Source organism: Paenibacillus sp. FSL L8-0708 (assembly GCF_038009325.1).
GTDB lineage: Bacteria > Bacillota > Bacilli > Paenibacillales > Paenibacillaceae > Paenibacillus_AQ > Paenibacillus_AQ odorifer.
In genome coordinates this window covers 62,549-76,841 of sequence record NZ_JBBPBC010000002.1, presented here as the reverse complement: position 1 = coordinate 76,841, position 14,293 = coordinate 62,549, and the positions used below count along the sequence as shown (strand labels likewise).

Here is a 14,293-nt window from a genome sequence, read left to right as displayed (position 1 = left end):
CCGTTTTGCTAATCTCTAGTTTCCTCTTTTAATGTTGTAAACAAGTCATTGAATTTATTATATGCTTTTACACCAAGAGGTGTTAATTGGTACAGTTTTTGACGGCCACTAGTTGAATATCCTACGAGACCAAGAGATTCGATCCAGTTAAGAGCAGTATTCAAGTCACCACGTCTAACTTTTGCTTGGAGTGATAAATCCTCTTTATTAAAGCTTTTGTTTGCCAGTGTTTGCATTACTAATCTTGAGGCATTTGGTATTTGTGCAATCATACGACTCAAATAGTCTTCAAGTGGAGAGTTAAGTTCGAAGTCGATAGTCGTATTATATTCCGTATTATACACGAGAGTATCACCACCTATATTATATGATAAATCAGTATATATATATATTAACACACAAGACACAAATATATCTCTAGAATTTAATTGAAGAACAAGAAATTTGAAGGTGATAGATGTACTTAATGAATAATTAAATTGCGAATAGTTCGAATAAAGGGTTTTAATGAATAGTCAAAATTTTGGACATTATTTTGCTCAACTGCTTTTAAAATTTCTTTTTTTACTGAAATTGAAAGAATTTTAGGGATCCTGATGTTATTATCTTCAAAATCCTCAGAAAATGATAGTTCTCCAGTGAACTCATCATAACTCTTTACCATTTTAAGATTAACATACCAACCACTTTTAATACGTAAATAACCATTTTTTTCTAATGTATGTTCGAACAAGGAAAATTCAAATAAAGATTTAGATTCAAAAAAGGTTTGTGTGGAAGAGTGATATGTAACGGTATCATTGATGTCTATCCGAATAAACAGTACTTTATTAAAATCGAGATCTATAAATTCAAATTCATTTGTTGGATTTGAGACTATGTGGCCAGCTATCCGCATCAATTCATTAAATGATGCGCTATATCCTAATGCAAACTTTTTTAATGTATCAGGTTTAGGGATGATTTCGAAATTAGAGAAATTTTTTCTTCCAAGCTCTACATCTCGAATATAGCCATGACTTAAAGAAGTTTTTTTTGCAGCAAGCCTTAAGCTGTATCCGCATGAATGTCTTAACTTTTCTAAATATCCCCCAATAGTTTCATCCATATACAATATAATTCTCCTTATGTCATAGTCTTCTAATGTGTGATATTTATTGCTCAAGTTTTATGGATTAAATAAAAACTTAATTGACTTTACTAGTAACAAAAGAAATGTAATACAAATCCAAACACAAAAATAATTTTACACGTTTGTAATTTTTTTTTAAAGATACGAGGTGTATATTTATAAGGGAAAATTCATATCAATTAGAACAAAACGGATTTTTTTGATTTTTGAAATTTATTATTCGTAAAATTATTTCACTACGGTTATGGAATGATTTGATGAAGAGATGAAGAAGAATAGGTGAGAACCTTTCCTTAATCATAAAATTATCAATGAAATCTTGAATAAATACAGGAAAGCATTACAATCATATTATGATCTTATTATAATTCAATTATAATAAAATAATAATTAAATACTGTTAATGTTAGTGCATTTCAGAGAGGTGATAGAATGTATCAATTTTATGATCCATCAATTAAACCTATACTAACAACTGATTTAGAAGGTGGATTTATTAAAGTTCGAACATGTGGGCTTTTTAATTATGGATATCCAGATATAATACTTAATGAATATATTGAAAATTATGAAGAATTATTTTTTTCAATAATTGACAGAATCTTTAGAGTTGAATTCGACATTAACGGTACCTGGAGTCATAATGGGAAATTATTTAATCTAGAATTAGGGAAGGATAATTTAGCGAATTTAGTTCTTGCACCAATAAATGACTTTGTGAAAATTATTACGATTAATAATCCACTTAATGAAAAGCCAGTAAAATATATAACAAAAGGATTAACAAATATTTATGATCACCCTGAATTAGAAGTACAAGCATCAATAATGTTTTCAAGGGAAATATTGGCTTTTGCAGTTGAAGAAATTAAGAAAGTGGGACCAATCAGTGAGGAATTCAGTATTGAGTATGAGAACCATCTATACTCATTTCATTTAACATCAGATAGGTATGGTAAAAGTCTGTTTCAGGTAATACACAAAGATTGCGGGTTAACTCGCATACTAAATACGAACAGTAAAGATAGAAGTCACTTGCAACGTATAAAATAGTGGCTTCTATTTTTTCAATTAATATAGTAATATACTATTATATTAATTAGATAGTATATTAGATAGATAGAAAGTGACTCGGAAGTAGAAGGGAGCATTAGTTTGCCTCATGACAATTTTATTAAGGAATTAGATTTTGTCTTAACTCATCCGTCGTGCAGTGTTGAAAATATAGAATCTTTTTATAACCAATGCCTATTTATATACGAAACAGTACCGCTGTTTGTAATTATCAATCATATGAAGGAAACAAAGCCTAAACTCTTAAAAAATTGGTCGAATTCAAACAAAACAGTGAGTAAGCTGCTTGAAGAGATGGAAATACAGAAAGATGATCTCGATAAGAAAAGAAAAGAAGAAATTCTTGTTGAGGTTGAAGATAGCTCATTACAAATGATTCAGAACGGTTGTTATGTATTAATTTGGGATACTGAAATTGAGAAATCTAAAATAGAAAGATGTATTAAACGGAAGACGTTAAAGGTGGTCTCTAAGAGTTTTAATAATCTAAAATTAATAGGCTATAAACTTGAAAAACCGAACCAATATATTCTATATCTGAAAATAAAGGAGAATTGATTATATGAATATGTCCATCTTAGGGAACAATATGCTAGAATACAAAACCTCTCTCCGCCGAAAGATGATCCATCAAGGTGTTGTGAAAAGTATTGAAACGCATAGTCCATTTGGTGAACCTATGCAATGCGCGATCATTGAATTGAAGAATGGTCTTAAGGGTATGATTCACGAGAATCAATTCGATAAACATAAATTTCGATCACTTGTTGGTTTTTTGGATCATAAAATTGACTACATGATTTTAGATGTTACTAAACAAGGTCTGGATCCTAATCTTGTAAATGTATTTGATGAAGATAAAGGGATAGTTTTACTTTCACGAGTACAAGCACTTGAAGAACTGCAGGAAGATTTTTGGGAAAATGCTGAAGTAAATCATGTATGTCCTGCAGTTGTATCCGGATTCGAAGAAGAACGGTTTTATGTAATGATCAAAGGGGTATCATGTGTACTCCCGATCAGAGACTATGAATATGACTGGACGCCTTCTGCACGTAACGTAATTCCACTAGGTAGTGAGATTACTGTGAAAATAAAAGAGATTGACCATGAAAAAAAACGTGTTATTGTATCGCGAAAAGAGCTGATGGAAGATCCTTGGACTCGCATTCATGAAAATTTTAAGATTAATGATTTCCACACCGGTGTGATAACTAGTGTTGTAGAGAATATAGGTATTTTTGTGAAATTAGCACCTGGTATTGAAAGTCTGGCTTGGTTTCCTAACCGCGTCCCAAGTCATGGGGATTTGGTGGGTATGACCGTTTCAGTCATGATTAAAAATGTGCAAGCGAATGGCAAAAGAATTCGAAGTAAAATAATTAAATTCCCACATGTCTTATATTAGGAGGAGATTATATGGAATCCCAAATATCTCCTCTAATAATTACGAATCAACCAGGGATTCGAATGCAACCTACTTGGGACGATCCCTTTGCTTTCGTAGTTTCTTTGGATCCACTTACTAGACATGAATTTTTTTATATTAACGGAAAGATAAAGGATGGGTGGATCACAGATCGAGATATAGAAATCATTCAATTTCTCGCAGTACATCGTTGGATTACATTGTCTCAATTGACTCGGTTGTTCTTTTCAGGTAGCGATAATACTACGGTTCGAAATAGATTGAAAAAATTAATGAAATTGGGATTGTTGAGAAGGATTCAATGGAAAACCTACTGTAATCCACTTCAAAATCGTCCAACAATTTATGAAATGGGCTCAAGTGCAGCTGACATTTTGAAATTTAGGTATGGAGCATTTTTAGGAAATAGAGATCCACGAAGACCAAAGGAAGTCTCTATGTTGTTCCGACAAAAGTATATTGTTACTAACGAATTTTTCATATTACTAAGAAAATCATTTGATGTTAAGCATTTTGAATTTCATCCAGTTTTAAAGCATAAAGAGGATCAGGTAGTACCAACTGCTCACTTCATTTTGGGAACACCAAAAGGAAAAAAGTTAGATTTTCATTTACTTTGCCATCGTGAAGAAGAAAACTGGCTTAAAACCATTCGCTACCAAGCAAAATTTTGTAAGGAGTACTTTGATACAAACGGAATAAGATCAACCCTTGTTGTCCTTGTGTCATCCGATGAAAAGGCTGAATTAGCTAGTAAAATATGCGAACAAGAGGGAACCAGTGAATACACTTGGTTTATAACTGATCAAGAATTAGAAGAATGTGCAGACGATGGATTAACAAGTAGTTTTTTTGTCTTTAAAAACGGAGAAAAGAATTATTACGACCTTAGATGATGAAAAATGAGGTGATTAGTTGCATCGTCTATTTTTAGTATCGGACGACGAAGATTTTACGCAGTGGGTTGAAAAAGAACTTTTTGATTACGGGCGTTTTGTAAGGAAAATAGATGATTTTGAGTTTTTTATACAACAGTGGAGTACTTCAGAAGCTGAGATTATAATCGCGACAGAATACGCAATAGAATCGGAAGATTCATTCTTTAAAATACTTAATCAACTTGAAACTCAAGATCCTTTTATTACGATAATGCTAATTTACTTTCGTGAAGAAGATTTATTTATTCAGAGCTTAAAGGATAAAAATGTAGTCTGTATTTCATGGAATGACCTGGACTTTGGGCTAATGAAGAAACGATTAGAACAATCACGATCAATTAAAGAACTGCAAACAAGAGCTGAGTCTTATCCTGAAATGCATACAGATAGTAAAAGTGAGTATGCAAGTGACGAAACAGATTTTGAAAATAAGATTGAACATCCTGATCTAACTATACAGTTAAAATCGGAAGTAGTTGATAAAGAATTTCCTCCGGAAAATTCTTTGTCCCTTAATACAGAAAAGCAGCATGTAAACTCACATTCACCCATAGAAAGTGATGACGTATTAAATGAAAAAATAGAAAAAAAAGATGAATATATTGAAGAAACCAATATCGAGTCACACCAAGAATCCCCAGATGAAACAGATCAAGATGAATCCCCACAATTAAGAGTAAGTGAAGAAGAGGTTGTTTTATCAAGAAGAAATCAAACGAAGAAACGTTATCCCAAGCTTCCTAGTCTTCCTAAACATGAAAATCAGATTATTTATAAAGATAGAGTGATTATAAGTGAAAAGATAATCGGAACTGTTCTAATTGCAGTAGCCAGTACTAACCGTAGGGCAGGTTCATCACATAATGCAATACAGATTGCACGTTATCTAAGCGGAGACTCTTTTGAAGTAGCTTGTGTTGAGTTACTGGACAATAAAGTGAACCCATCGGTACTTAAATTTCTAGATGATGGAACAAAAAAATCTAAAAAAATGGACGATGGTTTTCAATCAGAAGGAATTGATTTTTATCCAGCAGCTAACTATGAGAAGTACATAAAAATTTTAAATGCAGAGTACCAATATGTTGTTGTTGATTTAGGTCAGATAGTTACGAATCAAGGAAGGAAAAGCAAAGAAGGCCGATTTTTTAAAGAATTCTTCAGAGCGAATATTTCGATAATCAGTACCTTTCCAGCAATATGGGACTTTCAGTTCTTAGTTAACCTAGTTGATAAGCTGCTAAACAATTCCTGGAATAAACCATTTAATGTGTTGGTTAATTTTACAGATGACAAGAGGTATAAGAAATTTACAGATTCATTTACTAGTAGAGAAAAAAGAAATCTTCAGCTTCAGTTTTTTCAAAACAACTTTCTACCTGATCCCTTGAATTTAGAAGATGATACGGTATCTATTGTTCCTGAGATTTTGAGTTCAGTTATTCCTTCTAGCAAAAAGAAAAAGAAGTTTTATTTTTTTTAAACACTCGTTTTAAATTCCAATTACTGTAGGAGGTTTTTCATTTGAAATTTAAGTTACATTATTTTCTTTCAATTTTAGTTTTATTAATTGGATTTGGAGGGCTTTTTGGATATGACCTATATATAAAACCTTATGTACTCTCTCAGAAAGTTGTTAAAGTGAAGGTTGCTTCTGGAGGGTATCTCCCTAAGAATTATGAACTATCTACAAAAGATGTCTATCTTGAAGCTGTCCAAACAAAAGATGTACCTATAAATGCAATACATAGCATCAAAGATGTTGAAAATAAGATACTCAACGTGAATTTAACAGATGGAGTTATATTAACTGAATCTTTGGTTGATGTAGATGATTTGGAGCCAGGTCCAAATGAAGGGATATATCCGATACCAAAAGAAGCGATTTACGCAATTAACGGCTCATTGCGAAGTCGAGATAAAGTAGACATTTACCTAGTAAAGGATCGTACAAAAGAACAAAAGAGCGCATCATCTGATGTAATAGAAGTTCCAAGTGTAGATTCTGCTTTTCTAACAGCAGTTACAGTAAATTATGTAAGAACTGAAGACAATAACGATGTTAAAGATACTGAAAACGGTAATATCACAAACCGTACGACATCAACTGGTAAGGTTTCGGTACCTGAACTAAAAATATCTAACGAGAACGCAAAACAACTCAAACAATATCTTGAACAAGGAGACAAACTTTGGATTGTCAGAGTTGAATAGGAGGAAAAGATGAAAACGATATTCACATACGGAATAGATCAAATAACGGTTAACACGTTACGAAACATAGGCTATACAGTGATTCCACAGAACTTAATACCAACTTCAGAACAACTACAAGACAACATTTTAATACTTACTAGTGAAGTAGTAGATATACAAAACCTCTCAACTATAAAAAATGAAAATAAGAAAGCAGAGGTAGTTTACTGGTACTTAACAAAAGGAGTAAGAGGCTATCAAGCAATTCATGCTATCTGTGAATTGCATGGTGTTTATTTTGTGCCACCACGAGCAACTACTGCTAATCTAATTGAAAAAATTAAATACATTCTAGAAGAAGATAATGATGTAAATGGAAATTTAATAGGTTTTTTTGGATCAGCTCCAGGAGTAGGGTGTACTAGTAACGCCAAGATCTTTTCAAAAAGAATCGCAGCCAAAGGAAAAAAAGTTATACTCCTTGGTCTTGATCTCTATGATCCGGGGAATGAACGTCAAACAAGCATTAGTTTGGATTTATTACGCCCGCGTATAACTGGGAAGGTACTCCAAACAGAGGATATTAACCTACTACTCAAACAAGATGGATATCTTTACTTACCTGGTAATCATGACACGCTCAGTGCACTAGATTACCAAGAGGATGAAATCGAATATTTATTATCATGGTGTGAAGAGCATGCTGATATAGTTGTTGCTGATTTTGGATCAATCCCAGAGAGCGCAGCTTGGTATGTGGGGATGCAAAAATCAAGCTTAAGAATGATAGTTGCACATATGCGACATGAATATCGCTTAAAACAATTCATGGAATTGGCAAAACAATTAAGTATTAACCCACATGAGTTCTCTTTAATAATTAATCGATCGAATGTTGCAGATGTAGTTACTCCTAAAGCGCTTGCTATGCAAATTGGCTCTGAAGTTTTAATTGATATCCCTCAGTATCCGAATTATCCAGAGAATTTACCTCTTGGGAAGAAAGAGACGAACCGAATTGATGAAATAGTAGATGGATTTCTAATTGCTCTCGGTTGGTCAGAAAACAAGCAAAAGAAAGGACTCTTTTCATGATTCTTGATAAGAAAAATTCAGAATCTTTGTCACCCGTCCCATTCTCTCTTAAAGAACGAATGATGAAAAACCGCAAAACAAGTACTGAAGACTTCTATTCATATCTAAATAAAATGAAAAAAGATATTACTCCTGAATTGCGGCGCGAAGATGAAGACTATTATGTCCTCAATGCAAAAGCATTAATGGGAGATTTGCAAGCTATATCGTACTTCATGAATGAGATTGAGAAATATGTTCGGAAAAATCCATATGGTGGGAAAATTCCTGATGCATACAGTAGTATTACTGAAGCATTGTACCATGAGTGGAAGGGCTATGGACCAGCGTTCAAATGGATCACTGATCGCTCCTATAGCGATTCAACAGGGCTACAAATCATTGGTGAACAGATCTTCTACAATAACAAAGGCATGTTTAGTAAGTATCCCTATAAGATGCCTTCGTTAGATCGGGTAGAGCAGCTTAAACGTACATTGATGAAGGGCGCACCAAGTGCAAAATTGAATAAGGACAAGCCTTCTGCAGAGTTTAAAATGGACGATCCACTGTGGCCAGGGCGATTTATCCGGATAGCGATATGGGTTTCTCCACGTGTCTGGGATGGCTTTACTACTATTACTATGCGGCGACAAGTTGTAGAGTATATGAATTTTGATGAACAAGCTGGTACTAGCTCTATCCCGGCGGAAAGCATAGACCTTCTTAGAGATCTAAGTTACCTATTTAGAAACACTGTAGTAGCCGGACCTGTAGGGTCAGGGAAATCAACATTTGCTAATACAATCGTAGGTGAACAATTACAAGGATCAACCTTTTGCATGGGTGTAGTCATGATTGAAAAACATCCAGAATCAATACTGCCTTATCAAATTAAAGGACATCGTATTATCCCAATTCAAGCTGAAAATGATGAACTAATGGAAGTAGGAATTGAGTCACTTCGTCATGATCCTAACATTCTCTTTATGACAGAAATGCGATTCCATGAGTGGGAATTTTACTTTTTCAGTGGAGAAAAGGGATATAACGGTATAATCGGCACCTTCCATACTGTTGATTCTGAAGATATTCCATATCAAGGTGCGTTCGCTGTATTTACTCGTTTGGGAGGTAGTTTGAAGGGTCATTTAATCTCAGCGATGAAATCCTGTGAGATAGTTTTCATCATGGAACCTACAGATGCAGGTGAGAAAAAGTTAACCCGGATTTCAGAGGTCTTCTATGATGAAGCAAAAAACTCTGTATTTGCCAGTGATATCATGCGTTACGAACAAGCTACCAATGAATGGACTTATAATGATCAACTTACAGTGAGTATTGTCAAAAGAATGCAAAAAAAGAATCCGGTAGTTACTCAGCGATTCCTTGAAGAGTTGAAAAGGTTGACCAAACTCAAGCCAATGAAAAATCCATTGAAAGAAAGCTTAAAGGCAAAAATTGTACTCAACAGTCAGTGAGGAGGACTTTATGAACAATATAAGCGATTATGCTATTCGTCTTTTTTTTCACTTTTTAGTTGTTCTGGGTATCTGGAAACTAGTAAAGCCCCTCATTGATGAACAACTTCGTTATATAACGAAGAAACGTGAATATAGGAAGAATGCAAAACATTTTAATGAAGCATCTAAAAGGAATAAACGATTTATCTATCGACATTTAGATAATCTATTGTATCTAACTCAGGATAAGTATGAACCTTTTGTTAGTGTAACAAAATTCATACTCCAAAGCGCATTTCTACTGGTCGGTGTGTTTATTATTACTCTATTAACAATGCAGGAGCTCCCATCTCTGTTCAGTTCAGATCCCTTGTTCGATGGAAATCTGCAAATCAGTAATATAGAAACAATTAAGTCTGTTTGGAAGTTACCAATGTTATTGGCATTATTAGCAGGAAGTATTCCATATATAGTTATGCGCTATAAGTACACTAGACGACAAACAGAAGGTAGCTATGACTTATTAGATGTTGTGAAAATATACGCCAAATATACTTACTTATCTGTGGACGCTGCCCTGTATGCAACGTCAGACTTCCTTATGGATAACAATGTATTAAAACGGCCGCTGAGAATACTTGCAGATGAGTTTTCAAATTATAGCAATGAAACGATGCTGCAGGGCGAAGCTCAAAGATTTGCTAGTACCGTCTCAACGACCTTTGCTCGTATATTCATCAGCGATTTATTAGATGCTGAGAAAGAAGGCAATGTTAATCTCAATCTTTCATTACTTGAATTAAACGATTCAATGGAGCAACAAAGAGAAACAATTTTTACTGTAAAAGCAAACAACAGTGATGCTATTAAACTAGGTCTATATGGAAATCTCCTTGTATTTGTATTATCCATCGGTACATTCATGTTTATGCTAAAACCGGGATTGTATTTTAAATTACAATTTCAAACTCCGATTGGAGTCACGTTTTTTATGATTATTGTCATTAGTTTTGTTATAGCATTTCTATTCAGTGTCCTTCTTTCGAGACCAAAACTAGATTACCAGTAAGTGAGGTGAGAAACATTGGATAAAATATTTACTATAGTTTCAACAATTGGAATAGCGTACTTCGCGTTCTTGGTATTTCTAAGTACTAGCAAGAGCCATGAACGAGATCTATTTCGCAAACAAATCAATGTTAGAGCAGTAATGATGAAATTTCAGAGTGATCAATTTCAAGAGAAATTAGACAATTCTGGATATCCGATTAAAGCCCAAAATGTTAACTTTATTCGTTACGCAACTGCCCTGATATTTCTCTTATTCTTGTTCCTCAGTTCATACGTTAGAGAAATAACGCTGTCTTATAAAGAGGTTTTAATTCCAATTGTCATTTTATTAATTAGCAGTCCAATGAAGTTTTTACCGCTAGGATGGATTTTAAATAGTAAGTCTCAGCAAAATATCCTCCATAAGGATGGGGAGATCGTTTCATTTTTGAAACAATATCAGAATAATCGACTTAGAAATAGAGGCTATATTGAGTTTGGAGCTTTCTGCGCTCAAGTTGCTTCAACATTTGAATATCTCAAAGATGATTTAAATGAACTGGCAGAAAAGGCTACAGATGATGGAGTAGAGGAAGCTATCAAACATTTTTGCGATAAGTTTCCTGTGAATCATCATTTCATGTCTAATGTTCGTTCGATCCTACTTGCAACAGAAGGTATGGCAGACAATGATGAGGCAATTGAATATCTAAAAAAACAAAATACTGCAATCTCTAAGATTTCTAGTGATCACTATCAAAAAAAATGGACAAGGATAGGTGATTGGGCAGGCATCATTAATGTAACCCCATCTATTAGTACATTTTTGATGATCGTAGTTTTGTCCTTGCAATACATCATGTTGCTAAGAGGGAATTTTAATGGAGTTAGTCTATTCCGTTAAAAATAAATATTTATATTACGATTAGGAGGGATCAAAAAAAATTTTGCGGGATCTAAAATAACTCAAATTAAAAGGAGAGAATTTAATAATGAAAGAACAAACTATGGGTCATGGGCTTTATATCGCAGTAGGTTTTGTATGTGTATCGTTGTTGATTGCGTTTCTTTTTCCAATTGTACGTAATGCAATTACGGATGCAACTAGTAAATTGCCTGTTGTACCTTCCGCTATGATTGTTACTCCTGCAGAACACACAAATTTGATTATTACTCTTCCTAATGATGCAACTCAAGCAGCATGAAGAGTCAAACTATAGGTATAGCGATTTTTCTTGGTTTGGCATTTGTTGTGGCTACAATATTTCTTGGGGCAGCAACAGAAATGATTGGTGATGGGCAAGATAATGTTATCTCTTACACAAAAAAAGTTGAGCATTATTGACTATTAGGAAGGAGTTTTTGTTAGTTGAAAGAGACCATCCTCCGGGCATTATTCATGTGGCTTATCCTGTTTGTTATACTCCAGCCCATTTTTACATATATTGACTACCTGCTGGATCTTCAGGTTAAGGCAAACACTTCTTATATCACTCAGAAGGCTGCAACAGAGGGGATGGTCACTTCATCAATGAAAAGTGAAGTGATCGCTAATCTCACCGCTGTAGGGTTCAGCGCTTCCGCAATTTCTATAAAGAGCACGACTGAAACGGTTCAAGATCGTAAATCAAGACTCGATGTTTACATCACTGCTCCACGGATAAATTTGTTTCCATATAATTTCTCATCGAACACGGCATCGTCAAATTACTATGGTCACGGATCCATTATGAGTGAATACCTCGACTAAGGGATGATACTAAAATGGACTATATTATTAAGCTGGCTTTCGCATTTTTAATATTTATGTTTACTTGGTTCTTTCAGGTGCAAAATCAAGAATGGGATGTTAATCGATCATTATTAAAAGATGCTAATAATATGGCTGTACATGATGCAGCGCAAGAAATTAATGAAGATCAGCGTTCTCACGGACTTCTTATTATAAATCCATCTGAAGCTTATGCCACATTTAAAGAGACACTACAGAAGAATCTTGGTTTAGACAGCGAGCTCTCTCCACTAGAAGGGAGCCGCTTCCATGATAAAGTGAATATATTAGAGTTTGTAATCATTGATGAATCTTCAAGTCTGAGTTTCCCGTACCTCTACGAGGATCAACGTTATGGGATCACAAAATACATACAAGGACCGTCTGTGATTGCAGTAATTGAGACTAAGCACCCTCAACTGTTAGCTACTGGTAAGGTGCAGGAGCCTATACAGGTACCTGCTGTGCAGGAATATAAATACAATGAATGATATGCGGGGAGTTGAATCAGTTGGGTATAATTTGCCAAGAAGATGCCACTTTTACAAAGACCATGACAAAGGATGTTTTAGTACGTGTGGTATTTTCTAGCGATATCGCATTGTCAATAGAAAGAGATAATGGGGGAATTGTAAAAAGACTCGTTATAATGATGGGGAATACCTGTCAGTTCCTTGATTTACTAGATCATAATAAATCAGAAAACGAAATTATACAATTTATTGAGACGCAATATATAGGACTGAAAAGATCATTTGAATCTTCTGTTTTCGAAAAAAAATTCAATATAATGATAGATTTATCCTGGAAAATAAAATCTTATATAGAAAATTGAGCAAAGTTATTTATTTGAAAATATTTCTTTAATTAACTTACATTTCGTCTTACAATATAAATATAAGATGAAATGTAAGGAGGTAAAAACGTGAAAAACCACTCTGCGACAGTATCATCGAAAGGACAAATTGTTATTCCGATAAAGATAAGGAATGAGTTAAAAATCAAAACAGGAGATACGATCGACTTCATTCTTCAAGGCGATGTCATCACCATTCAAAAGGGGATTCGTTTTACTTGCCCCGCTTGCAAAGGTAAGAAAGATATTAATGATAAGAAATGCTTTGTTTGTGACGCTACTAGTGAAATAAACCCAAATGTATCACTTTTCCATGAAATTGAAAGAGTAGTTAGATACTCTATCTCGGTAAATGTGAACAATGATAGGAGTGACGATGAAAATCTATCCAGCTCTTTTCCAAAGATTCAGGTACATACAAAACGATATCCAAAGAATGTAATCGCTTGGTATCAAGATTACTTGCAAGCGAAAGCTGTGGAACAATTTGTTAATCGTGATGATATCGAGAACAACACTCTTGATATAACCGATATTGTTGATAGTTTTAATTCAAAAGAGGTCAAAGCTGCTATTATCAAACATTTACCTTCTGTTAAGAAGTTATCTGAACTTGTCATCACAATTAATGACTAAAAACTACTATAAAAAAGGGAGATTTAACTAATGAAAAAAACAATGATGAAATCTATTTTGGCAACAACGATGTTATTTAGTGTGGTCTTAGGAAATGGGGCAATAAACGCAGCTGCAACGGTCAAACCAGCTAATACCGCCAAACCGACAGTAACGGCCAAACCAACTGCTACACCAGCACCTATTATGAGGGATAACCTTAGTAAATATGGATTGAAGAAGGATGTTGAACTGCCGGTGACTGTGACAGCAGGAGGTCTTAGCTATACTTTGGAAAAAATCATGATCTATGATGCAAAGTCTAAAGATGCACAAGCACTGATTAAGAAGTTCAACTATTCCGGAGAAGGAAAGTACTTTATTTGGACCAAAATTACAGTTAAAAATAATAGTGGTAATACAATTAAAAAAGATTACACGGATGTAAGCGAGAAATGGCGTTTAGGATTCGGTAGTCAACTCGGCGCGTACCCGACTATGCCACAAAGCAAAGATACTTCTGTAAACGATAAAGAGGCTTTATGGGGTTGGAATTTGAAGCCAGGGCAGTCAATGACTAGCTACCAAGCCTATTACTATAATGGGGATTTTAAGTCTTTTGTTATTTGGGTGGAAAACAAAAATAATTTGGTTTCACAATATATCGTTAATCCTCCAGAAGTTTAAGAGGGGAT

Annotated in this window: 19 protein-coding genes; 17 read left to right on the top strand and 2 right to left on the bottom strand. The window is 34.2% G+C overall.

The genetic code is table 11. The annotated features are described in order from the left end of the window. Nucleotides 1-8 precede the first annotated feature (8 nt). Nucleotides 9-344, bottom strand: a complete 336-nt coding sequence (locus NYE58_RS36385) for a hypothetical protein (RefSeq protein WP_341004374.1) — start codon at nt 342-344, stop codon at nt 9-11. 119 nt (nt 345-463) lie between these two features. Then, nucleotides 464-1,108 carry a helix-turn-helix domain-containing protein gene (locus tag NYE58_RS36380; RefSeq protein ID WP_341004373.1) on the bottom strand — a complete coding sequence of 215 codons (645 nt, stop codon included), beginning with the start codon at nt 1,106-1,108 and terminating at the stop codon, nt 464-466. Between the two features lie 456 nt (nt 1,109-1,564). Between NYE58_RS36380 and NYE58_RS36375 the strand changes: the two genes are divergently transcribed. The 17 genes from NYE58_RS36375 to NYE58_RS36295 all read left to right on the top strand — a co-directional run bounded on the left by NYE58_RS36375 (nt 1,565) and on the right by NYE58_RS36295 (nt 14,285). Next, complete coding sequence (locus NYE58_RS36375; protein ID WP_341004372.1) at nt 1,565-2,185, top strand: hypothetical protein; 621 nt, start codon at nt 1,565-1,567, stop codon at nt 2,183-2,185. A gap of 102 nt (nt 2,186-2,287) precedes the next feature. Beyond that, nucleotides 2,288-2,764 (top strand): hypothetical protein, encoded by a 477-nt coding sequence (locus tag NYE58_RS36370; RefSeq protein WP_341004371.1) that lies wholly within the window; start codon nt 2,288-2,290, stop codon nt 2,762-2,764. A 4-nt stretch (nt 2,765-2,768) separates the two neighbouring features. Next, entirely contained in the window at nt 2,769-3,614 is an 846-nt protein-coding gene (locus NYE58_RS36365; RefSeq protein ID WP_341004370.1) for a S1 RNA-binding domain-containing protein, read from the top strand. Between the two features lie 11 nt (nt 3,615-3,625). Further along, nucleotides 3,626-4,531, top strand: coding sequence for a replication-relaxation family protein (locus NYE58_RS36360; RefSeq protein ID WP_341004369.1), 906 nt, complete (start codon nt 3,626-3,628; stop codon nt 4,529-4,531). Between the two features lie 19 nt (nt 4,532-4,550). Then, nucleotides 4,551-6,056, top strand: coding sequence for a hypothetical protein (locus tag NYE58_RS36355; RefSeq protein WP_341004368.1), 1,506 nt, complete (start codon nt 4,551-4,553; stop codon nt 6,054-6,056). A 41-nt stretch (nt 6,057-6,097) separates the two neighbouring features. Beyond that, a complete protein-coding gene (locus NYE58_RS36350) occupies nt 6,098-6,787 on the top strand; it encodes a hypothetical protein (RefSeq protein WP_341004367.1) in 690 nt (229 codons plus the stop codon). Nucleotides 6,788-6,796: 9 nt separating this feature from the next. Beyond that, nucleotides 6,797-7,864 (top strand): hypothetical protein, encoded by a 1,068-nt coding sequence (locus tag NYE58_RS36345; protein ID WP_341004365.1) that lies wholly within the window; start codon nt 6,797-6,799, stop codon nt 7,862-7,864. Beyond that, the gene (locus NYE58_RS36340) at nt 7,861-9,324 is read left to right on the top strand and encodes an ATPase, T2SS/T4P/T4SS family (RefSeq protein WP_341004364.1); all 1,464 of its coding nucleotides are present in this window, start codon (nt 7,861-7,863) and stop codon (nt 9,322-9,324) included. The genes NYE58_RS36345 and NYE58_RS36340 overlap by 4 nt, the downstream gene beginning before the upstream one ends. A gap of 10 nt (nt 9,325-9,334) precedes the next feature. Then, nucleotides 9,335-10,375: a hypothetical protein gene (locus tag NYE58_RS36335; RefSeq protein WP_341004363.1), complete on the top strand. Its 1,041-nt coding sequence runs from the start codon at nt 9,335-9,337 to the stop codon at nt 10,373-10,375. Nucleotides 10,376-10,516: 141 nt separating this feature from the next. Next, nucleotides 10,517-11,260 carry a hypothetical protein gene (locus tag NYE58_RS36330; protein ID WP_341004361.1) on the top strand — a complete coding sequence of 248 codons (744 nt, stop codon included), beginning with the start codon at nt 10,517-10,519 and terminating at the stop codon, nt 11,258-11,260. Between the two features lie 88 nt (nt 11,261-11,348). Beyond that, nucleotides 11,349-11,561 (top strand): hypothetical protein, encoded by a 213-nt coding sequence (locus NYE58_RS36325; protein WP_341004360.1) that lies wholly within the window; start codon nt 11,349-11,351, stop codon nt 11,559-11,561. After that, nucleotides 11,558-11,701, top strand: coding sequence for a hypothetical protein (locus tag NYE58_RS36320; RefSeq protein WP_341004359.1), 144 nt, complete (start codon nt 11,558-11,560; stop codon nt 11,699-11,701). The genes NYE58_RS36325 and NYE58_RS36320 overlap by 4 nt, the downstream gene beginning before the upstream one ends. Nucleotides 11,702-11,725: 24 nt before the next feature. Next, nucleotides 11,726-12,106 (top strand): hypothetical protein, encoded by a 381-nt coding sequence (locus NYE58_RS36315; protein WP_341004358.1) that lies wholly within the window; start codon nt 11,726-11,728, stop codon nt 12,104-12,106. Between the two features lie 14 nt (nt 12,107-12,120). Continuing rightward, nucleotides 12,121-12,618 carry a hypothetical protein gene (locus NYE58_RS36310; RefSeq protein WP_341004357.1) on the top strand — a complete coding sequence of 166 codons (498 nt, stop codon included), beginning with the start codon at nt 12,121-12,123 and terminating at the stop codon, nt 12,616-12,618. A gap of 62 nt (nt 12,619-12,680) precedes the next feature. Beyond that, nucleotides 12,681-12,962 (top strand): hypothetical protein, encoded by a 282-nt coding sequence (locus NYE58_RS36305; RefSeq protein WP_341004356.1) that lies wholly within the window; start codon nt 12,681-12,683, stop codon nt 12,960-12,962. 90 nt (nt 12,963-13,052) lie between these two features. Then, complete coding sequence (locus NYE58_RS36300) at nt 13,053-13,619, top strand: AbrB/MazE/SpoVT family DNA-binding domain-containing protein (protein ID WP_076179781.1); 567 nt, start codon at nt 13,053-13,055, stop codon at nt 13,617-13,619. Between the two features lie 30 nt (nt 13,620-13,649). Further along, the gene (locus NYE58_RS36295; protein WP_341004355.1) at nt 13,650-14,285 is read left to right on the top strand and encodes a hypothetical protein; all 636 of its coding nucleotides are present in this window, start codon (nt 13,650-13,652) and stop codon (nt 14,283-14,285) included. Nucleotides 14,286-14,293: the final 8 nt, after the last annotated feature.